Origin of the sequence: Jatrophihabitans sp., assembly GCF_036000465.1 — a bacterium.
Classification (GTDB): domain Bacteria; phylum Actinomycetota; class Actinomycetes; order Mycobacteriales; family Jatrophihabitantaceae; genus Jatrophihabitans.
This window is the reverse complement of sequence record NZ_DASYFV010000075.1, coordinates 1-19,572: the sequence shown is the minus strand read 5'-3', so window position 1 is coordinate 19,572 and position 19,572 is coordinate 1. Positions and strand designations below refer to the sequence as shown.

24 protein-coding genes are annotated in these 19,572 nt (G+C 71.9%); 7 read left to right on the top strand and 17 right to left on the bottom strand.

Annotation, left to right across the window (positions count from 1 at the left end):
• Positions 1 to 147: 147 nt before the first annotated feature.
• From VGN18_RS20140 to glgC, 5 genes are all read right to left on the bottom strand, one after another.
• Positions 148 to 513: a S24/S26 family peptidase gene (locus VGN18_RS20140; protein ID WP_327541515.1), complete on the bottom strand. Its 366-nt coding sequence runs from the start codon at positions 511 to 513 to the stop codon at positions 148 to 150.
• A complete protein-coding gene (locus VGN18_RS20135; RefSeq protein ID WP_327541517.1) occupies positions 513 to 1,292 on the bottom strand; it encodes an amino acid ABC transporter ATP-binding protein in 780 nt (259 codons plus the stop codon). Before VGN18_RS20135 ends, VGN18_RS20140 begins: the two co-directional genes overlap by 1 nt.
• Before the next feature lie 8 nt (positions 1,293 to 1,300).
• Entirely contained in the window at positions 1,301 to 2,236 is a 936-nt protein-coding gene (locus VGN18_RS20130; RefSeq protein ID WP_349259976.1) for an amino acid ABC transporter permease, read from the bottom strand.
• A gap of 5 nt (positions 2,237 to 2,241) precedes the next feature.
• Positions 2,242 to 3,135: an ABC transporter substrate-binding protein gene (locus VGN18_RS20125; RefSeq protein ID WP_327541513.1), complete on the bottom strand. Its 894-nt coding sequence runs from the start codon at positions 3,133 to 3,135 to the stop codon at positions 2,242 to 2,244.
• Positions 3,136 to 3,234: 99 nt separating this feature from the next.
• Complete coding sequence (gene glgC, locus VGN18_RS20120) at positions 3,235 to 4,455, bottom strand: glucose-1-phosphate adenylyltransferase (protein ID WP_327541512.1); 1,221 nt, start codon at positions 4,453 to 4,455, stop codon at positions 3,235 to 3,237.
• A 37-nt stretch (positions 4,456 to 4,492) separates the two neighbouring features.
• On the opposite strand from glgC, the gene glgA reads away from it, so the two are divergent.
• Positions 4,493 to 5,653 carry a glycogen synthase gene (glgA, locus tag VGN18_RS20115; protein ID WP_327541511.1) on the top strand — a complete coding sequence of 387 codons (1,161 nt, stop codon included), beginning with the start codon at positions 4,493 to 4,495 and terminating at the stop codon, positions 5,651 to 5,653.
• 51 nt (positions 5,654 to 5,704) lie between these two features.
• On the opposite strand, the gene VGN18_RS20110 is transcribed toward glgA, so the two are convergent.
• From VGN18_RS20110 to VGN18_RS20100, 3 genes are all read right to left on the bottom strand, one after another.
• The gene (locus tag VGN18_RS20110; protein ID WP_327541510.1) at positions 5,705 to 6,352 is read right to left on the bottom strand and encodes a peptidyl-tRNA hydrolase; all 648 of its coding nucleotides are present in this window, start codon (positions 6,350 to 6,352) and stop codon (positions 5,705 to 5,707) included.
• Positions 6,349 to 7,593: a leucyl aminopeptidase family protein gene (locus VGN18_RS20105; protein WP_327541509.1), complete on the bottom strand. Its 1,245-nt coding sequence runs from the start codon at positions 7,591 to 7,593 to the stop codon at positions 6,349 to 6,351. Before VGN18_RS20105 ends, VGN18_RS20110 begins: the two co-directional genes overlap by 4 nt.
• A gap of 82 nt (positions 7,594 to 7,675) precedes the next feature.
• Positions 7,676 to 7,843, bottom strand: coding sequence for a DUF3117 domain-containing protein (locus VGN18_RS20100; protein ID WP_327541508.1), 168 nt, complete (start codon positions 7,841 to 7,843; stop codon positions 7,676 to 7,678).
• Between the two features lie 178 nt (positions 7,844 to 8,021).
• On the opposite strand from VGN18_RS20100, the gene VGN18_RS20095 reads away from it, so the two are divergent.
• Both VGN18_RS20095 and dinB read left to right on the top strand, forming a co-directional pair.
• Positions 8,022 to 8,810 (top strand): enoyl-CoA hydratase-related protein, encoded by a 789-nt coding sequence (locus VGN18_RS20095; RefSeq protein WP_327541507.1) that lies wholly within the window; start codon positions 8,022 to 8,024, stop codon positions 8,808 to 8,810.
• A gap of 33 nt (positions 8,811 to 8,843) precedes the next feature.
• Positions 8,844 to 10,052 carry a DNA polymerase IV gene (gene dinB / locus VGN18_RS20090; RefSeq protein ID WP_349259975.1) on the top strand — a complete coding sequence of 403 codons (1,209 nt, stop codon included), beginning with the start codon at positions 8,844 to 8,846 and terminating at the stop codon, positions 10,050 to 10,052.
• On the opposite strand, the gene VGN18_RS20085 is transcribed toward dinB, so the two are convergent.
• The 3 genes from VGN18_RS20085 to VGN18_RS20075 are packed head-to-tail and all read right to left on the bottom strand — an operon-like array spanning position 10,049 to position 11,432.
• Entirely contained in the window at positions 10,049 to 10,606 is a 558-nt protein-coding gene (locus tag VGN18_RS20085; protein WP_327541516.1) for a DNA-3-methyladenine glycosylase I, read from the bottom strand. The genes dinB and VGN18_RS20085 overlap by 4 nt on opposite strands.
• Positions 10,593 to 10,973, bottom strand: a complete 381-nt coding sequence (locus tag VGN18_RS20080) for a DivIVA domain-containing protein (protein ID WP_327541505.1) — start codon at positions 10,971 to 10,973, stop codon at positions 10,593 to 10,595. Before VGN18_RS20080 ends, VGN18_RS20085 begins: the two co-directional genes overlap by 14 nt.
• A gap of 30 nt (positions 10,974 to 11,003) precedes the next feature.
• Positions 11,004 to 11,432, bottom strand: coding sequence for a PPOX class F420-dependent oxidoreductase (locus VGN18_RS20075; protein ID WP_327541504.1), 429 nt, complete (start codon positions 11,430 to 11,432; stop codon positions 11,004 to 11,006).
• A gap of 43 nt (positions 11,433 to 11,475) precedes the next feature.
• Between VGN18_RS20075 and VGN18_RS20070 the strand changes: the two genes are divergently transcribed.
• Positions 11,476 to 12,195 carry an enoyl-CoA hydratase/isomerase family protein gene (locus tag VGN18_RS20070; protein WP_327541503.1) on the top strand — a complete coding sequence of 240 codons (720 nt, stop codon included), beginning with the start codon at positions 11,476 to 11,478 and terminating at the stop codon, positions 12,193 to 12,195.
• On the opposite strand, the gene VGN18_RS20065 is transcribed toward VGN18_RS20070, so the two are convergent.
• The 5 genes from VGN18_RS20065 to dapE all read right to left on the bottom strand — a co-directional run bounded on the left by VGN18_RS20065 (position 12,192) and on the right by dapE (position 15,846).
• A complete protein-coding gene (locus tag VGN18_RS20065; protein WP_327541502.1) occupies positions 12,192 to 12,737 on the bottom strand; it encodes a TIGR00730 family Rossman fold protein in 546 nt (181 codons plus the stop codon). The genes VGN18_RS20070 and VGN18_RS20065 overlap by 4 nt on opposite strands.
• A gap of 3 nt (positions 12,738 to 12,740) precedes the next feature.
• A complete protein-coding gene (locus tag VGN18_RS20060; protein WP_327541501.1) occupies positions 12,741 to 13,559 on the bottom strand; it encodes a TIGR00730 family Rossman fold protein in 819 nt (272 codons plus the stop codon).
• 29 nt (positions 13,560 to 13,588) lie between these two features.
• Complete coding sequence (locus tag VGN18_RS20055) at positions 13,589 to 14,110, bottom strand: hypothetical protein (protein ID WP_327541500.1); 522 nt, start codon at positions 14,108 to 14,110, stop codon at positions 13,589 to 13,591.
• Positions 14,111 to 14,205: 95 nt separating this feature from the next.
• Positions 14,206 to 14,751, bottom strand: a complete 546-nt coding sequence (locus VGN18_RS20050) for an MOSC domain-containing protein (protein ID WP_327541499.1) — start codon at positions 14,749 to 14,751, stop codon at positions 14,206 to 14,208.
• 30 nt (positions 14,752 to 14,781) lie between these two features.
• Positions 14,782 to 15,846: a succinyl-diaminopimelate desuccinylase gene (dapE, locus tag VGN18_RS20045; RefSeq protein WP_327541498.1), complete on the bottom strand. Its 1,065-nt coding sequence runs from the start codon at positions 15,844 to 15,846 to the stop codon at positions 14,782 to 14,784.
• 122 nt (positions 15,847 to 15,968) lie between these two features.
• Between dapE and dapD the strand changes: the two genes are divergently transcribed.
• Together dapD and VGN18_RS20035 are read left to right on the top strand one after the other, a co-directional pair.
• Entirely contained in the window at positions 15,969 to 16,919 is a 951-nt protein-coding gene (gene dapD / locus VGN18_RS20040) for a 2,3,4,5-tetrahydropyridine-2,6-dicarboxylate N-succinyltransferase (protein ID WP_327541497.1), read from the top strand.
• A 4-nt stretch (positions 16,920 to 16,923) separates the two neighbouring features.
• Positions 16,924 to 17,784, top strand: a complete 861-nt coding sequence (locus VGN18_RS20035) for a hypothetical protein (RefSeq protein WP_327541496.1) — start codon at positions 16,924 to 16,926, stop codon at positions 17,782 to 17,784.
• A 256-nt stretch (positions 17,785 to 18,040) separates the two neighbouring features.
• Here the strand turns inward: VGN18_RS20035 and fdxA are convergent, their stop codons facing one another.
• The gene (fdxA, locus tag VGN18_RS20030) at positions 18,041 to 18,370 is read right to left on the bottom strand and encodes a ferredoxin (protein WP_327541495.1); all 330 of its coding nucleotides are present in this window, start codon (positions 18,368 to 18,370) and stop codon (positions 18,041 to 18,043) included.
• A 101-nt stretch (positions 18,371 to 18,471) separates the two neighbouring features.
• On the opposite strand from fdxA, the gene VGN18_RS20025 reads away from it, so the two are divergent.
• A complete protein-coding gene (locus VGN18_RS20025; protein ID WP_327541494.1) occupies positions 18,472 to 19,392 on the top strand; it encodes a GNAT family N-acetyltransferase in 921 nt (306 codons plus the stop codon).
• The last annotated feature ends 180 nt before the right edge of the window (positions 19,393 to 19,572 follow it).

Below are 19,572 nucleotides of genomic sequence, written 5' to 3'. Positions count from 1 at the left end.
CTTCTGCGAGACGGATGATCACGTGCCTGTTCAACCTACCCCGCCCCTCGGCGGGTCGCACGGTGCCCCCGACCGAGGTGCTGGGTGCCCCGCTCCGAGGCGGCCGTTCCATGCGGCATACGACGCGCAGGTATGCCGCGTGCCTCCTCAGCGGGGCGGTCGGTGCCGCAGGCGGCCCAACGGCAGGCGCGTGGGCAGCCGGAACAGGACCAGCGCGCGGATCTGGTCACGAGCCAGCGAACCGATGCCGTGGGTCCAGGAGTCCGCACGCCCGGGTGCCGACTGGTTGTCGCTCTCGACCCAGAACCGGCTCGGGTCGGCAGGGTCGCGCCCCGTGACCCGCTTGACGGCAAGGGGCCTCGGAGCGCCATCGGCGTCCGGGGGAAGTCGCACGATCGCCAGCCCTCCCAGGCGGGGCGGGGCGCCGCGCAGCACCACCATGCGGTCGCCGGTGTGCAGGGTCGGCTCCATCGACTGACCCCTCACGGTGACGACGCCCAGGCCGAACGCCATCAGACCTGTTCCTCCGCGTGTTCCTCCTGGCGCATCCGCCGCAGGAAGGTCCTGGTGCGTTCGTGCTGGGGGTTGGAGATGACCTCGCTGGGTGGGCCCTCCTCGACGACGACACCGCCGTCCATGAAGACCACGCGGTCGGCCACCTCGCGGGCGAACCCCATCTCGTGGGTCACCACGATCATCGTCATGCCGTCCACGGCCAGCTGCCGCATCACCTTGAGGACCTCGCCGACGAGCTCGGGGTCGAGCGCCGAGGTGGGCTCGTCGAAGAGCATCAGCTTGGGCTTCATGGCGAGCGCGCGGGCGATGGCGACGCGCTGCTGCTGCCCGCCCGAGAGCTGGGCCGGGTAGGCCTTCTCCTTGCCGTCGAGACCCACCCGGGCGAGCAGCCCGCGGGCGGTCTCGATCGCCTCGCTCTTCTTGACCCCGCGCACCTGGGTCGGGGCCTCGATGATGTTCTGCAGCGCGGTCATGTGCGGGAACAGGTTGAAGTGCTGGAAGACCATGCCGATGTCGCGGCGCTGCTTGCCGGCATCGCGCGGCGACATCTCGTGCAGCTTGTCGCCACGCTCGCGGTAGCCCATCAGCACGCCGTCGACGTAGAGGCGGCCGCCGGTGATCTGCTCCAGGTGGTTGACGCAGCGCAGGAATGTCGTCTTGCCCGAACCGGACGGCCCGACCAGGCACGCCACCTCGCCCCGCTGGACGGTGATGTCGATGCCCTTGAGCACCTTGAGGCCACCGAACGCCTTCTCGACCGAGGTCGCGCGCACCATCGGCTCGCTCACATGCCACCGCCGGTGACATGCATGGCGTTGGCCAGCGCCTCGAGCTGCCGCCCGGTCAGCTTGCGGGACGCGCCCCGGGAGAAGCGCTTCTCCAGGAAGTACTGGCCGACCATCAGCACGCTGGTGATGGCGAGATACCACGTGGCCGCGACCATCAGCAGCGGGATCGGCCGGAAGATCACGCCGGCGATCTGGGCCTGCTGGTTGTACAGGTCGGTGCTCAGCGGCACGGCGACCACGAGCGAGGTCGTCTTCAGCATGCTGATCAGCTCGTTGCCGGTCGGCGGGATGATGACCCGCATCGCCTGCGGCAGCACGACGCGTCGCATGGTCAGCCCCCAGGACATGCCGAGGGCACAGGCGGCCTCGGTCTGCCCCTCGTCGACCGACGAGATGCCGGCTCGCACGATCTCGGCCATGTAGGCCGCCTCGTTGAGTCCGAGCCCGATGGTCGCGAAGAAGAACGCGGCGTCGACGGTCTGGATGTCGAAGTGGACGAACCGCGGGCCGAACGGGATACCGAACGCCATGTGCGGGTAGAGCGACGTGAACAGGCCCCAGAACACGAGTTGGACGTACACCGGCGTCCCTCGGAAGATCCACAGGTACAGCCAGGACACGCTCTGCAGCACCGGGTTCGGCGTGAGGCGCATGACGGCCAGGACGACGCCGAGGACGACACCGATCAGCATTGCCCAGAACGTCACCTGGACGGTGACCCAGGCGCCCTCGGAGATGCGCTTGTCGAAGACGTACTTGCGGTACGTATCCCACTGGAAGTTGTCGTTGGTCGCCGCGCCGTAGACGAAGAGCACGAGCAGCGCCAGCACCACGAAGGCGGCGATCCAGCGGCCCGGCCGGCGCAGCGGGACAGCCTTGATCGGGTCGCCGGACGCGTTCCCCGCGCCGGCGACCTCGACCCTGGACCCGATGTGCGTCAGCTCGTCGCCCCGTTGATCGCGGCGGTCTTGATCGCGCCGGACTGCACGCCCCACTTGGTGCAGATCTGCAGGTAGGCACCGTTGTCCATCAGCGACTGCAAGGCCTTCTGCATCGCCTGCACGAGGGTCGAGCCCTTCTGGATCGGCCAGCCGTACGGCGCGGCCTCGGTGATCGGGCCGGCCTGCACGAGCTTGCCCGCGCTCTGCTTGATGGCGTAGGCGGTGACCGGCGAGTCGGCCGACATCGCGTCGGCCTTGCCGAGGACGACCGCGTTGGTGGCGTCGTCCTGACTGGTGTAGCTGAGGATCTTGATGGCCTTCTTGCCCGCCTTGGTGCACGCCTTGCTCAGGGCCGGGAGCTCCTGGAGCTGCTCGGTGGTCGTCGACTGCACCGAGATGGTGAGGCCGCAGGCGTTCGTCGGATCGACCGTCTTGCCCTTACGGGTGGCCCACAGGAAACCGGCGCTGAAGTAGGTGACGAAGTCGTCGGTCTTCTCCCGCTCCTTGGTGTCGGTGAACGACGACATGCCGATGTCGAAGGTGCCGGCCTTGACCGCGGGCACGATCTTCTCGAACGCGGCCTGGCGGTAGGAGGTCTTGAGCCCGAGCACCTTGGCGGTGGCGTCCATCAGGTCGACATCGAAGCCCACCACCTTCCCGTTGGAGACGTACTCGTTCGGCGAGTACGGCACGTTGACGCCGACGACGAGGGTGCCGGCCGACTTGATCTTGGCCGGGACGAGGTCGGCGAGGGTGGCCTGCTTGCTCACCGTGGCGGAGACCGACCCTGTGGGGCCGGAACCACCCTCGGTGTTGCTGGCGCAGGCGGAGAGCAGGAGGCCGGTCAGCGCAGCGATCGAGGCGGCGATGACGGTGGGGCGTGACAGCACGAAGACTCCTAATTGGCGTTGGCGACATACCTTATCCACTTCGCGCAACGCTCGTCAGCGAGGCAACACAACCGTTACCTCTCCAGATTCTCAGTTCGATCAGGGCAACGCGAGCTGCGTCTTGCCGAGCACGACGATGCCGCCCTCGGAGACGTGGTACCGCGCGCGGTCGAGATCGGGCTCGAGCCCGATGTGCGCGCCTTCGGGCACTACGACGTCCTTGTCCAGGATCGCCCGGCGCACCACCGCACCGCGGCCGACCTGGACGCCCTCCATGAGCACCGATCCCTCGACGTACGCGCCCGAGGCGAGCCGCACGTTGGAGGCGATGACGCTGTGCCGCACCGTCGCGCCGGCGATGATCGCGCCCGCGCCGACCATCGACTCCTGGGCGATACCCCCCTCGACGAACTTGGCCGGCGGCAGCTGCGGGTGATGGGTGTAGATCGGCCACTGCTGGTTGTAGAGGTTGAAGATCGGGTGCACCGCGACGAGGTCGACGTGCGCGTCGTAGTAGGCGTCCAGCGTCCCGACGTCGCGCCAGTAGCCGCGGTCGCGCTCCTCGGCGCCGGGCACGTCGTTGTCGGCGAAGTCGTAGACGTAGGCCGACCCCTTCTTCACCATCATCGGCATGATGTTGGTGCCCATGTCGTGCACCGACTGCTCGTCGTCGGCGTCCTCCTTGAGGGCCTCGAGCAGCGCCTCCGTGGTGAAGACGTAGTTGCCCATCGACGCGTAGCTCTCGTCTGGGCTGTCGGGCAGACCGGGCGGCTCCGACGGCTTCTCCAGGAAGTCGATGATGCGCCGGTCGGGATCGGCGTCGATGACCCCGAAGGCGTGGGCCTCGGAGCGCGGCACCCGGATGCCGGCGCAGGTGGCTCCCGCCCCGGACTCGATGTGCTGGTTCACCATCTGGCGCGGGTCCATGCGGTACACGTGGTCGGCGCCGAACACGATGATGTAGTCGGGCTTGTCGTCATAGATCAGGTTGGCCGATTGCAGGATCGCGTCGGCGCTGCCGGTGTACCAGCGCGGCCCGAGACGCTGCTGGGCCGGCACCGGGGTGATGTAGTTGCCCAGCACCGTCGACATGCGCCAGGTCTGGGTGATGTGCCGGTCGAGCGAGTGCGACTTGTACTGCGTCAGCACACAGATGCGCAGATACCCCGCGTTGACGAGGTTCGACAGGACGAAGTCGACCAGCCGGTAGTTGCCCCCGAACGGCACGGCGGGCTTGGCCCGGTCAGCCGTCAGAGGCCACAGCCGTTTACCCTCACCGCCCGCCAGGACGATGCCGAGAACCCGCGGCTCACGCGCCATACGCCACACCCTAGTGCGAGTGGCTACGGTGTGGACCATGAGAGTCGCCGTGCTTTCCCGCGAATATCCGCCGGAGGTCTACGGGGGGGCCGGGGTCCACGTCGAATTCCTGGTCCGCGAGCTACGGCGACTGGTCGATGTCGACGTCCACTGCTTCGGACAACCCCGCGACGAGCCGGGCGTGTTCTCCTACGCGACACCCTCCGGACTGGCCGAGGCGAACAGCGCGCTCCGCACGCTCGGGGTCGATCTGGAGATGGCGGCGGCGGTCGGCGGGGCCGACGTCCTGCACTCGCACACCTGGTACGCGAACGTGGCCGGTGTGCTGGGCAGCCGGCTGCACGACATCCCGCACGTGCTGTCGGCGCACTCGCTCGAGCCGCAGCGGCCGTGGAAGGCCGAGCAGCTCGGCGGCGGCTACCGCGTGTCGTCGTGGGCCGAGCGGCAGGGCTACGAGACCGCCGACGCGATCGTCGCGGTCTCCTACGGCATGCGGGCCGACGTCCTCGACGCGTACCCCTTCGTCGACCCGGCCAAGGTGCACGTCATCCACAACGGCATCGACACCGACCTCTACGCACCGGTGCCGGGTGACGACGCGCTGGCCCGGCACGGCATCGACCCCGACCGTCCCTACGCGATCTTCGTCGGACGGATCACCCGGCAGAAGGGGCTCGCCCACCTGCTCCGCGCCGCCGAGCAGTTCGACCCCGAGGTGCAGCTCGTGCTCTGCGCGGGCGCGCCGGACACCCCCGAGATCGCCGCCGAGATCAGTGGGCTCGTCGAGCACCTCGCGAGCACCCGCAGCGGCGTGGTCTGGATCCAGGACATGCTGCCCCGCGACCAGCTGGGCGAGCTGCTCACGCACGCAACTGTCTTCGTGTGCCCCTCGGTCTACGAGCCGCTCGGCATCGTGAACCTCGAGGCGATGGCCTGCGAGACCGCGGTCGTCGCGAGCGCGGTCGGCGGCATCCCCGAGGTCGTCGCCGACGGCCTCACCGGCCTGCTGGTGCCCTACCACGCCGTGCCCACCGACGAGTTCGAGTCGGTGCTCGCCGACGCCGTGAACACGCTCTGCGCCGACCCGGTGCGGGCCACTGCGATGGGCCTCGCCGGCCGCGAGCGGGCGATCCACGAGTTCGGCTGGGACACCATCGCCCACCGCACCGTCGAGCTCTACGAGGCCGTCGCCCGCTGATTCCGGCGGTCATGACCACCCCCTGCTCCGGCCCGGCGGCGGTCCGGGGTCTCAGCGGCCGGGCAGCGCGACGAGAGCGGTGGCGGTGCCGGGCTCGACCTCGGTGAAGCCGCCGTCGTGCACGACGGGCGCGCCCGAGGCGAGGCCGGCGGCCCACTGCTGCGGCGTCGCGTCGCGGACGGCCACGGCCAGACCGGCGGCCAGCCAGGCGCGGCGGGCGGGTTCGGAGCTCGCCCACCAGCCGAGTTGGGCGGCATGGGCCGCCTGGGCCATCGCCTTGCCGGTGGTCATCTCGGCGTGGGGCGAGAGCAGCACGACCGGGACGCCGTCGGCGCTCGGGCCGGGCGGCTCGGGGTCGGTGAGGTTCGTGCCGCCGACCTGCAGGCGCGACAGCTCCGGCGGCCAGGCGTCGATGGGCACCGGCGGGTAGACGCGCAACTCGGCCGACCCGTGCACGACGTCGAGCCCGTCGACGGTCAGCGCGCGCCGCCACTCGGCCTTGCGGGCGCGCCGCACGACCTTGCGGATGCGCTGGCCGTCCCACGTGTCGACCGCCTCGGCCCACTCGGGGCGGTGGCCGGTGAGCATCCGCAGCACGGCCGAGGCGGCGGCCTCCAGCGCGTCGGTCCGGGTCGGCGGTGTCTCGCGCTCGATGCGGATGACGAAGGGCAGGACGAGTTCGGTCACGTCGGGACTCACGCCAGCGATTCCACCCAGTCGGCGAGCAGGCGGGCGCCGAAGCCGGTGGCGCCGCGGGAGAGCAGCCCGTCGTCGGCCGGGGCCCGGGCGGTGCCGGCGATGTCGAGGTGCGCCCACGGGACCCCGCCGGCGAAGTGGCGCAGGAACAGCGCGGCCGTGATCGCGCCCGGGTTGCCGGGCGCGTTGGTCGCGTCGGCCACCGACGACTGGAGCGTCGACTCGTATTCGGTCGGGAGCGGCAGGCGCCACAGGGGCTCACCGGTGACGGCGCCGGCCGCGACCAGCCCGTCGGCCACCGCATCGGACGTCGCGAACACCCCGGCCGTGCGCAGGCCGAGCGCCACCTTCACCGCGCCGGTGAGGGTCGCGATGTCGACCAGGGCCGACGGGTGCAGCCGGGCCGCGGCGTAGGCCAGCGCGTCGGCGAGCACGATGCGCCCCTCGGCGTCGGTGTTCGCGATCTCGCTGGTGCGCCCGCCGTAGTGGCGGATGACGTCGCCCGGCCGGTACGAGGAGCCGGACAGCGCGTTCTCGGCCGCCGGCACCAGCACGGTGAGGCGCACCGGCAGCCGGCGCGAGGCCACGAGCCGCAGCGCGGCCAGCGCAGCCGCGCCCCCGGCCATGTCCGTGTGCATCGTCCGCATGCCCTCACCGACCTTGCGGTTCACGCCGCCGGTGTCGAAGGTGATGCCCTTGCCGACGACGATCGGGTGGACGTCGCCCCGCGCCCCCGACGGCTGCCAGGACGCCTCGATCAGTCGCGGCGGCGAGGCCGACCCGCCACCGACCGCGAGCACGCCGGCGAAGCCGTGCTCGGCCAGCCAGCCGGGTTCTCGGACAGTGACCTGCACCCCGAGTGGCGCCAGCTCCCGCTCGGCCTGCGCCGCGAGCCAGGCCGGGGTCGCGGTGTCGGCCGGGGTGTTGGCCAGCGTCCGGGCCCAGAGGGTGGCGGCGGCGGCGTCCCGGCCCCGCTCGACGGCACTGCGGCCGGCGTCGGAGTCGGCGCCCGCGAGTTCGACGACGGTCGGGCCGCCGCCGGAGAGCCGGTGTGCACCGAGCGCGAGCCCCTCGACGACCGCGGCGAGCCGGGCACCGTCGAGGCCGTCGACCGCGACGGTGCTCGGCCCGTCCGCCAGGTCGCGGGCGAGGGCGCCGGCCGCGCCCCGGGCGGCGGCCGGGTCCGCGGGAATGTCGAGAGCCCGGGCCGACGGGTCGGACGGGGTGCAGCGGAACTCGAGCATGCCCCGATCCTGCCCCGGCGCCGGACAGACGCCGACCCCGGCCCGATGAACGGGCCGGGGTCGGTGAAGTCGAAGAGCGGTTCTAGTTGCCGACCGCCTTCAGGGCATCGCCCAGAGCGGCCGCCTCGTCCGGCGACATCTCGACCACCAGACGCCCACCGCCCTCGAGCGGCACGCGCATCACGATGCCGCGGCCTTCCTTCGTCACTTCGAGCGGGCCGTCGCCCGTCCGCGGCTTCATGGCCGCCATGCGAACCTCCTCCGGTGAGCCGCACGCTCACGTTCCCGACAAAACGTCGCCCGGCGCAGACCGTGCAGCGCCAGCTTGCCCACCATTCTCCCGCATGGCGGGCAGTTCGCCCAACCCCGGGGGGAGGTAGCGTCGAGCGACGGCCCCGACCGACGATCAAGAGGCGAGGAACTTCGACGTGAGCGACGTGCTGCTGGTGGATCGATCGGAGGGCGTCGCCACCCTGACGCTCAACCGGCCGGAATCGATGAACTCGCTGTCGGTGGAGCTCAAGGAGGCGCTGCTCGAGGCCACCCGCGACGTGTCCGGCGACCCGTCGGTGCGAGCCGTCGTCCTCGCCGGCACCGGCCGCGGCTTCTGCGTGGGGCAGGACCTGCGCGAGCACGTCGCGCTGATCGAGGCGGGCGACCCGTCTCCGCTGTCGACGGTCACCGACCACTACAACCCGCTGGTGCTCACGCTCGCCCGCATGCCCAAGCCGGTCATCGCCGCGGTCAACGGCATGGCCGCCGGCGCCGGCGCGGGCCTCACCTTCGCCTGCGACTTCCGCATCGCGGCCAAGACCGCCGGCTTCCTGCTCGCCTTCGCGAACGTGGGGCTGACGCTGGACAGCGGCGTCTCGTGGACCCTGCCGCGGCTCATCGGCTCGGCCCGCGCGCTGGCGCTGTCGATCCTGGCCGAGCCGATCAGTGCCGAGTCGGCGCTGGAGATGGGGCTCGTCAACGCCGTCGTCGAGCCCGACCACCTGCTGCCGGCCGCCCAGGAACTCGCCGCCCGGCTGGCCCAGGGCCCGACCGCCGCCTACGCCGCGATCAAGCAGTCGATCTCCTACGCCGCGACGTCCGACCTGGAGTCGGCGCTCGCCAAGGAGGGCGAGCTACAGGTCGCCATGGGCCACACCGAGGATCACCCCGCCGCGACCGCCGCGTTCGTCGCCAAGCAGAAGCCGGTGTTCGTCGGCCGCTGAGGTCTGGGAATTGTCGGTCGGCAATGCGAACATGTGTTCGTGTCGTCGGGCGGGCAGCGGTCGGGTGAGCACATCCTGCACGCCGACCTGGATTCGTTCTACGCCTCCGTCGAGCAGCGCGACGACCCGTCGCTGCGCGGGCGGCCGGTCATCGTCGGCGGCGGCGTGGTGCTGGCCGCGAGCTACGAGGCCAAGGCGTTCGGGGTCCGTTCGGCGATGGGCGGGCGGCAGGCCCGGGAGCTCTGCCCGCAGGCGCTGATCGTCGCGCCCCGCTTCGAGGCCTACTCCGAGGCGAGCAAGGCCGTCTTCGCCGTCTTCGACGACGTGACCCCGCTCGTCGAGGGCATCTCGATCGACGAGGCGTTCCTCGACGTCGGCGGCCTGGCCGCGGTTTCCGGCTCCCCGGTCGAGATCGCGGTGAAACTGCGGGCCGACGTCCGCGAGCGGGTCGGTCTGCCGATCACCGTCGGCGTCGCCCGCACCAAGTTCCTGGCCAAGGTGGCCAGCGGCATCGCCAAGCCCGACGGCCTGCTGCTGGTGCCGACCGAGGGCGAGCTCGGCTTCCTGCACCCGCTGCCGGTACAGAAGCTGTGGGGCGTCGGCGCCAAGACCGCGGCCAGGCTGGCCGAGCGCGGCATCACGACGGTCGGCGAGGTCGCCCAGCTCGAGGAGCGCTCGCTCGTCGCGATGCTCGGCCGCGGCTCGGGCCGGCACCTGCACGCGCTCGCCCACAACCGCGACCCGCGGCCGGTCGAGGTCGGCCGCCGGCGCCGCTCGATCGGCTCGCAGCGCGCGCTCGGCCGGCGCCGGCTGAGCCCGGCCGATCTCGACGCCACCCTCGTCGGGCTGATCGACCGGGTCGCCCGTCGGCTGCGCGGGGCCGACCGCGTCTGCCGCACCGTGGTGCTCCGGCTGCGCTTCGACGACTTCGCCCGCATCACCCGCTCGCACACGCTGCCCCGCCCGACCGCCGACACCGACGCGTTCGTCGGCGCGTTGCGCGCGCTGCTGGCCGAGGCGAAGCCGCTGATCGACGAGCGCGGGCTCACCCTGATCGGCGTCACGCTGGCCAACCTCGACTCCCACACCGCGCTGCAGCTCGAGCTGCCGTTCGGCGTCGAGGCCCGCATCGTCGACGGTGCGGTCGACCGGGTGCGCGAGAAGTTCGGCACCGCGGCGATCACGCGAGGTGTGCTGCTGAACCGCGACCCGGGGTGGGAGATGCCGCTGCTGCCCGACTAACCGGCGCGCCAGCACGTAACGACGTGGTCGTCGACCATCCCCGTCGCCTGCATCAGCGCGTAGGCGGTCGTGGGCCCGACGAAGCGCAGGCCACGCGCCTTCAGCGCCTTCGCCATCGCTACCGACTCGGGCGAGGTGGCGGGCACGTCGGCGAGCGTGCCCGGGCGCGCGCGGGGCGCGGCCGGGGCGAACGACCACAGCAGCGCGTCCAGGCCTTCGGGCACGGCGTCGAGGATCGTCCGGGCGTTGGAGATCGTCGCGTCGATCTTGGCCCGGTTGCGCACGATGGCGGCGTCGGCGAGCAGGCGCTCGACGTCGGAGGAGTCGAAGCCGGCGACGGTCTCGAGGTCGAAGCCGGCGAAAGCGGCCCGGAACCCGGGTCGCTTGCGCAGGATGATCAGCCAGGAGAGCCCGGACTGGAACGCCTCCAGCGACATCCGCTCGAACAGCGCGGTGTCGCCGTGCAACTCGGTGCCCCACTCGTCGTCGTGGTACGCGACGTACTCGGGGGCGGACGTCGCCCAGCCGCAGCGGGAGCGCTCAGGCGGGACCATCGTCACCGACCGGCTCGGCCGGGAGCTCCGCATCGGCCGCCGGCTCCGGCTCGGCCTCCTCGGACGGGACCGGCTCGCCGCCTCCGCGGAGGCGGGCGATCTCGGCGTCCCGCGCCCGCAGCTCGGCGGCGAGGCGGTCGAGCAGCAGGTCGGTCTCGGCGAAGCGGTAGCCGCGCAGCGCCACCGGCAACCGCACGGTGTCGACGTCCTCGGGCGCCAGCTCGCGGTCGGGCGGCAGGTCCCACGGCGGCTCGTCGCGCAGCGGCGGCGCGATCTGCTCGCCGGCGGGCAGGAAGCGCGCGGCGAGCAGGAAGAGTCCGCCGGCGAGGATGATCGCCAGCAGCCCGTACAGGACCAGGTGCAGCACCCGACGATCGTGCCATGCCGTCCGGACGGGTCAGTCGGCGATGGCCGCCCGGGCGATGATCTTGTCGGGGACGAGCCGGACGAGCAGCTCCCCCGGCACGGCGTTGCGCCGTCCGAACGCCTCGGCCTGCTCGGCGCCCATGTAACGACCGCCGATGACGGTCGACCAGCCCAGCATGACGTCGAGGTCCTCCGAGATCTCCACGGCACCGTCGACGGTGACGAAGTCGAAGGGCGGCTCGGGCCGGTCGACGGTGAGCACCGCGCGCCCCGTCCGCTGCAGGTTGCGGCCCTTCACCGTGCCGGCGCCGGTCATGAACACGACGTCGTCGCCGTCGAGGGTGAACCAGACCGGAGCGGCGTGCGGGCGGCCGTCGGCCCGAACGGTCGACAGGATGCCGGTGCGGGTGCCGTGCAGCAGGAAGGCCCGGCGCTCGTCGTCGATCATGTCACGCGTCACGCCCGCCAGCGTAGGACGCCGGCCGCGTGGTGGACTGGCCCGCATGACACCCGTGCTGCGCGAGCGCATCGAGGACGGCATCGAGGTCGTTCGGCTGAACCGCCCGGACAAGCGCAACGCCCTCGACTCCCCGGCGCTCGCCGTCCTCAACGATGCGCTCGACGACCTGGCCGCCGACGACTCGCTGCGCGCCCTGGTGCTGTCGACGACGAACGTCCGCGCGTTCTGCGCCGGTGCCGACGTCGGCGAGGCGCTCGACCAGGACGGCGGCGTGGCCCGGATGGCGGCCTTCACCCGTATGTACTCGGCGATCGACGCCTTCTCGGTGCCGGTGATCGCGGTCTGCGTCGGCAACTGCGTGGGGGCCGGCGCCGAGATCGTGGCCGGGGCCGACCTGCGGGTCGGCGGCGACAACCTGAAGCTGGCCTGGGCCGGCGCCCGCCTCGGCGTGCCGGTCGGGCCGGCCCGGCTCGCACCGCTCATCGGCGTGGCCCGGGCCAAGGACCTCGTCTTCACCGGACGCTCGATCGGCCTCGGCGAGGCGGCTGCGCTCGGCCTGCTGCACCGCACCGCCGCGGCCGACGAGGCCGAGGCGGTGGCCATCGAGGTGGCCCGTGCCGTCGCGGCCCAGTCGCCCCGCGGTGTCCGGGTGCTCAAGCAGATGTTCCGCGAGCTCGACCGCACCGGCGATCGGGTGGCCTACGAGAACGAGCACCTGATGCGGTTCCAGCAGCACGGCGCCGGGCTGCCGCGCGGCCGCTAGTCGAGCAGGATCGCGAGCAGGTCGAACGCCTCGTCCACGGTCTCGACCCGACGCAGCATCTCCAGAGCCAGCGTGCGGACGAATCCCTTGCCCCGCAGCGCATCCAGGTACTCCCACAGCGGCGCGTAGAAACCGTCGGGGTCGAGCACGAGCACCGGCTTCTCGTGCATACCGAGCGAGGCCGACGTCCAGACCTCGAACAGTTCCTCGAGCGTGCCGAGCCCGCCGGGCAGCGCGATGAACGCGTCGGCGCGGTCGTCCATCTCGCGCTTGCGGTCGCGCATCGTCGCGACCACGACGAGGTCGTCGGCGTCGGTGTCCGCGACCTCGAGCGGCATCAGGTGTTCCGGGATGACGCCGGTCGTGTGCGCGCCGCCGGCCCGCGCGGCCCGGGCGACGTCACCCATCATCGACACCCGCCCACCACCCGAGATCAGCGAGTGACCGTCGGCCGCGAGGCGGACACCGACGGCGGCGGCGAGCTCGCGGTACGCCGCGTCGATCGACTCCGACGACGAGCAGTACACGCAGATGGCGGCCACCGGTCACTGCCCGTCGTGGGTGCGGCGGTGAGCGTTGTCGACCGCGATCTCGTTCGCGCGCTGCCGCGAGCGGTGGTCCTCGGCGGCGACGATGTGCTCGACGACCTCGTCCACGTCATCGGTCAGGTGCATCAGGTCGATGTCGGCGCCCCCGACCTTGCCCGCTGGCTGCACGGTGTCGCGCAGCCACTGCACCAGCCCGGCCCAGTAGGACCGGCCGAACAGCACGACCGGGAAGCGGGTGACCTTCTGGGTCTGGACGAGGGTCAGCGCCTCGAACATCTCGTCCAGCGTGCCGAAGCCACCGGGCATGATCACGAACGCCTGGGCGTACTTGACGAACATGGTCTTGCGGGCGAAGAAGTAGCGGAAGTTCAGCCCGACGTCGACCCAGTCGTTGAGCCGCTGCTCGAACGGCAGCTCGATGCCCAGACCGACCGAGACGCCGCCGGCCTGCGAGGCACCCTTGTTGACCGCCTCCATCGCCCCGGGCCCGCCGCCGGTGATGACGGCGAAGCCGGCCCGGGCCAGCGCCGCCCCGAGCGCCTCGCCGGTGGCGTACTCCGGGTGCTCTCGGGGCGTGCGGGCCGAACCGAAGACCGACACCGCGGTCGGCAGCTCGGCCAGCAGCCCGAAGCCCTCGACGAACTCGCTCTGGATGCGCAGCACGCGCCAGGGGTCGGTGTGCACCCAGTCGGAACTGCCCTGCGAATCGAGCAGCCGCTGGTCGGTGGTGCCGCTCTTGACCTGACCCCGCCGCAGCAGCACGGGGCCGCGCTGGTGCTCGGCCCGCGGGTCCGGGCTCTCGGTTGCGTTGCTCATGCCTGGGACGTTAGCGCCCGAGGCATCGATCAGAGGCGGTGCACCGCGAACGGCACCCGGGCCGGGTGGGCCTTCGTCGCACCGAGGTAGACCTGGCTCGCCGGCAGGTCGCGGTTGCCGACGTGCAGGTGCGAGACGACGAGCCGGGCCGCGCAGTCGGTGTGGAAGTTGACGCCGTCGATGTAGCCGTGGTTGACGAAGACGAACAGCATCGTCCGGTGGTCGGCCGACAGCCGCACGGTGTCGCTCCGCTCGAGCCGCACCGGGTCGATGTGCATCGGCGCGGTGCTGCTGACCAGGCCGCTGTAGACGCGCATGTCGTGGTTGGCGTGGGTGACCCGCAGGTGGAAACCGGTGCTGTTGTGGAACAGGTAGTCGCCGCTGCGCGACCCGGCGGCGACCGAGGGTGTGCCCTGCACCTTGACCTCCCAGGGCGCGCGGTCACAGGCCGACGGTGAGGGTGTGGCCGCGGTGGCCGGGGCGGCGAGCGCGAGCGCGCCGGCGGTCAGGGCGGTGGCGGCGGTGGCCGCGCGGGTGAGAACGGATCTCATGGCTGGTCCTTTCGACTGGTGTCACGCGAGTGCGTGTCATCTCCAGTTCTAGGGATCCGCTGTGCACCCTGGGTTCGGGCGATGTTCGGGTCGCGTCAGACCGGTTCGAGCCGGCGGTGCGGGGCGTCGGGCACCCGGACCTCGAGCAGGTCGCCGGGGCGCACCCCGCCGTCACGGACGACGATGCCCATGACCCCCGCCCGGCGGATCAGCGTCCCGTCGGGCGCCCGGTCGAGGACGGCGTTCTGCAGGCCGCGGGCGTGACGGTCGAGCTGCCGGCACGGGTTGCGCAGCCCGGTGATCTCGACGAGCGCGCCCGCCCCGAAGCCGACGACGGTGCCGGTGGGCAGCGCGAGCAGGTCGAGGCCGCGGGTCGTCACGTTCTCCCCCATGACGCCGGGCGCGACGTCGAAGCCATTGGCGACGAGCTCGTCGATCAGCTCGGCCGCGATCAGGTGCACCTGGCGCAGGTTCGCAGCGGTGGGATCACGCCGCACGCGCGAGCGGTGCTGCACCGTCGCGCCGAAGTGGGCGTCGCCCTCGACGCCGAGGCCGGTGCGCAGCGTGATCGCCTCGACCGTCGGCTTGCTGAAGCGGTGCCGGTCGTCGCGGTGGACGGCGACGACATGCGCAGCGCTCACGACAGGCCGGTGTTCATGAGAGACCGGTCCTCATGAGAGGAAGCGGACGAGGGCGGCCTCGCCGTCGAGCACCTTCTGCCGGGCGACGTTCTCCTCCGGCTTGTGCGCGAGGTTCGGGTCGCCCGGGCCGAAGTTGACGGCCGGGATGCCGAGCGGGCCGAAGCGGGCGACATCGGTCCAGCCCAGCTTCGCGCGCGGTACACCGCCGACGGCCGCGACGAATTCGGCCGCGACCGGCTGGTCGAGACCGGGGCGTGCGCCCGGCGAGGTGTCGGTCAGCTCGACGTCGAAGTCGGGGAAGACGTCGCGCACGTGGGCCAGCGCGTCCTCCTCCGAGCGGTCGGGGGCGAAGCGGTAGTTGACCGTCACGACGCACTCGTCCGGGATGACGTTGCCGGCGATGCCGCCGCTGATGCCGACCGCGTTGAGGCCCTCGTGATAGGTCAGCCCGTCGACGTCCACGACGCGGGGTTGGTAGGACGCGAGCCGGGCGAGCACCGGCGCGGCGAGGTGGATCGCGTTGGTGCCGAGCCAGGATCGGGCGCTGTGCGCGCGCACCCCGACGAGCCGCACGGCGACGCGCAGCGTGCCCTGGCAGCCACCCTCGATGTCACCGTCGGTGCCCTCGAGCACGATGGCGAGGTCGGCCGCGAGCGCCTCCGGGCGGGTGCGGGCCAGGCGGGCCAGGCCGTTGCGGGAGGCCTCGACCTCCTCGCAGTCGTACAGGATCCAGGTCAGGTCGACCCGCGGGTCGAGCTCGCCGCGACCGACGAGGTGCGCCACCCGCAGCATGACTGCGACGCCGGATTTCATGTCGCTGGTGCCGCAGCCGTAGAGCAGGTCGCCGTCCCAGCGCGACGGCACGTTGTCGGCCGTCGGCACGGTGTCGAGGTGCCCGGCCAGCACGACCCGCTCGTCGCGGCCGAGCTCGGTGCGGGCGACGACGACGTTGCCGTCGCGCTCGATCGTCAGGTTCGGGTAGGCCCGCAACGCCGCCTCGACGAGATCGGCGAGACGGGCCTCGTTGCCGGAGACGGACTCGACGTCCACGAGGGCAGCGGTCAGGGCGGCGGCGTCCACGTCCAGATCGAGCACGCAGGCGAGGCTACGCGGGGAGCGCACAGGGCTGCTGGTTAGGGTTGTCGCGTGAGCGAACGAAGCGAACGAACCATGGGCATCGTGCTCTGCCGCCCGAACGAGCGCAGCGAGGCTCGGACGTGAGCGAACGAAGCGCATGGGGCTACGGCCTGTCGACGACGGTGACCGGCGGCGAGGCGGCCGATCGGGTGCTGGACACCTGGTTCCCCGAGCCGGCGCTGGGCGAACTGCCCCGGGCGGCGAGCGCGCCGCACGACCTCGCGGCCCTGACCGGCAGCCAGGAGGCGGTGCAGGAACGCGGCGTCCGCATCGACGTCGTCGTCTGCGAGATCGATCTCGACGCGCCGCCGGCCGATGCTGCTGACGCCTACCTGCGCCTGCACCTGCTTTCGCACCGCCTCGTCCAGCCCCGCACGATCAACCTCGACGGCCTGTTCGGCGTGCTGCCCAACGTGGTCTGGACGAGCGTCGGCTCGTGCCCGGTCGAGGGCTTCGAGCGCACCCGGCTGGCGTTGCGCCGCAAGGGCCCAGTCCAGGTCACGGGCATCGACAAGTTCCCGCGGATGACCGACTTCGTCGTGCCGAGCGGAGTCCGCATCGCCGACGCCGACCGCGTGCGACTGGGCGCCCACCTCGCCGTGGGCACGACCGTCATGCACGAGGGTTTCGTGAACTACAACGCCGGCACCCTCGGCGCGTCCATGGTCGAGGGCCGCATCTCGGCCGGCGTCGTCGTCGAGGACGGGTCGGACGTCGGCGGCGGGGCGTCGATCATGGGGACGCTCTCGGGTGGCGGCAAGGAGCAGATCTCGGTCGGGCGGCGCTGTCTCATCGGCGCCAACGCCGGCATCGGCATCTCGCTCGGGGACGACTGCATCGTGGAGGCCGGCACGTACATCACGGCCGGCTCGAAGCTGACCCTCCCGGACGGACGCGTCGTCAAGGCGGTCGAGCTGTCGGGTCAGCCCGGGCTGCAGTTCTGGCGCAACAGCGTGACCGGCGGCCTCGAGGCCCGCCCGCGCTCCGGTGGCGGCATCGCGCTGAACGACGCCCTGCACGCAAACGACTGATCCAGTGGCACGCAGCAAGGCCGGAGTGGTCGTCGTCGTGGTCATGGTGGCGATCGCCGGGATCGCCGTCTGGGGGCTGCCGCGACTGTGGGAGTCGGCGAAGTCGCAGTTCGCCTCTGACACCTGCACGATCGGCGCCTACGACCTCGATCCGTCGCAGGCGAGCGTCGCGGCCGCGATGATCGGCGCGGCGACGAAGTTCACGCCGCGCCTGCCGGCCCACGCCGGCGTCCTCGCCCTCGCGGCGGCGCTGCAGGAGAGCAAGCTGACCAACATTGCGCCGGGCAGCGGCGACCGCGACTCCGTCGGTGTTCTCCAGCAGCGGCCGTCGCAGGACTGGGGCAAGATCGCCGGGCTGCCCGACTCGATCGCCGCCCGCACCCAGCGCCTCACCGACGTCGGGGAGGCCACCCGCGAGTTCCTGGCCAAGCTCGTCCAGGTGCCGAACTGGCAGACGCTGCCGCTCGCCGACGCGATCCAGGCCGTGCAGATCTCGGCTGACGGCAGCGCCTACGCGCAGCACGAGCCCGAGGCGACCGTGCTCGCCGCTGCTCTGCGCGGTGCGACGCCGGCCGCGATCACGTGTGACTTCTCGGCGCCGACGCAGGTCGCCCCGCCCGCCACCGTCGCCGCGCTCGCCCGCAAGGAACTCGGCATCACCACGCCGGTCGCGGTCGGCAGTACGGTGCGCGTGCCCGGTGCCGGCTGGCAGACCACCGCCTGGCTCGTCGCCAACGCGGACCGCCTCGGCATCGAGAGCGTGGCCTACAGCGGCAGGCAGTGGACGCGCACCGGCGGCTGGAAGAAGTCGACCGCCTCGGAGGCCGTCGTCGTGGCCACGATGCACCAGCTCAAGAAGAGCTGAGCCCTACCGCCCGGCCGGATCCGCCACCAGCACGGCGCGGGCCTGCCTGACCACCAACGGGGTGCGCGGTCGGACCGCCCGGCACGGATCGCGCGTCTGCGAACTGAGGGTCCGCAACCGGTACGCCGAACCAGGCGGCCAGGCCGAGGATCCGGACAATCGGCGCAACCCGACGGAATCGCACGGCCCGAGGGTCGCACGCCGCCGCGCGGTCAGCGGGAGTCGTCCACAGACCGCCGAGGCGGTGGGAGAACCGTCAGTGCTCGTCGTGCTCGACGGGCGGAAGGTCCTTGATCCACTGCGGGTCGGCGTCGGTCTTGCCGACCTTCGACGCGCCACCCGGCGAGCCGAGGTCGTCGAAGAAGTCGACGTTCGCCTTCGTGTACTCGCTCCACTGCGCCGGCAGGTCGTCCTCGTAGAAGATCGCCTCCACGGGGCAGACGGGCTCGCAGGCACCGCAGTCGACGCACTCGTCGGGGTGGATGTACAGCATCCGACCGCCCTCGTAGATGCAGTCGACAGGGCACTCTTCGATGCAGGCCTTGTCGAGCAGGTCCACGCACGGCTCGGCGATCACGTAAGTCACTGCGCTCCTCCGGGGCGATCCACAGCAGTTGGGGCACGCCTAGTATGCCGCTCGTGCTTCAACCAAGTTGGGTGGGTCGGCGTGTGACCGTGCGCCGCGTTGTGGATCGCGCTCCGGACGGCCGTCTGTTGCTCGGTGATGTGGTCGGCGACCTGGTCGGTCTGGACGCGCAGACCGCCGTCGTCGAGACACGGAACGGCCTCGTGGAGATCCCGGTCGCGCTCGTGTCCGTCGCGAAACTCGTGCCCGCCTCGACCGCCGACGAGCTCGCGCTCGAGGACATCGTGGCCCGCGGCTGGCAGGCGGCCGAGACCGATCACCTCGGCGGCTGGCTGCTGCGGGCGTCAGGCGGCTTCACCGGGCGCGGCAACTCGGTGCTGCCGCTGCGCCAGCCGGGCGTGCCCCTCGACGAGGCGCTCACGGTGGCCGCCGCCTGGTACGCCGAGCGCGGGCTGCCGCTCACCCTGCAGATCCCGACCGAATCGCGCCGGCTGCTCGACGCCGAGCTGGGCGAGCGCGGCTGGGACTTCAGCACCGACGTGCACGTGATGACCGGGCGCCTCGACGTGCTCTCGGCGGAGGACCTGCCCGACGCGCCCGTGCTCATCGACACGGCGCCGGACGATGCCTGGCTCACCCGCTACCGCGACGGTAAGGGGACTGACCCGAACGCCCGCGGCATCCTGACCCGGCACGAGCGCGTCGCCTTCGCGTCGATCCGCTCGCGCGACGGCGAGGTGCTCGCGATCGGCCGGGGCACGGTCGACGAGGAGTGGCTGGGCGTCACCGCCGTCGAGGTCGCGAGCGAGCGGCGTCGGAGCGGGCTGGCCCGCGCGGTGACCGCCGCGCTCTGGTCGTGGGGCCTCGCCAACGGCGCGCTGCGCAGCCATCTCGAGGTGTCGGCCGACAACGCGCCGGCCATCGCCCTCTACGAGCGCCTCGGTTACCGGACGCACCACGACTACCGCTACCGCACTGCCCCGGCGCAACCTGCCGACCGCGAACCCGACCACTTCGGCTGACCGGCTCACGGAGGCTCGGCATCACCTGTCGTCCGATCGGGCAGGTGGTGGGCGGTGTTGCGGCGGGGTTGTTGGTCGGGATCGAGCCAGGCCGGTGGGGTCCATTCGGGGTGGCCGTCGACGATGTCGACCTGCCATCCGCGTTTCTCGAACTCGCGGTGGTGGTAGCCGCAGACGAGG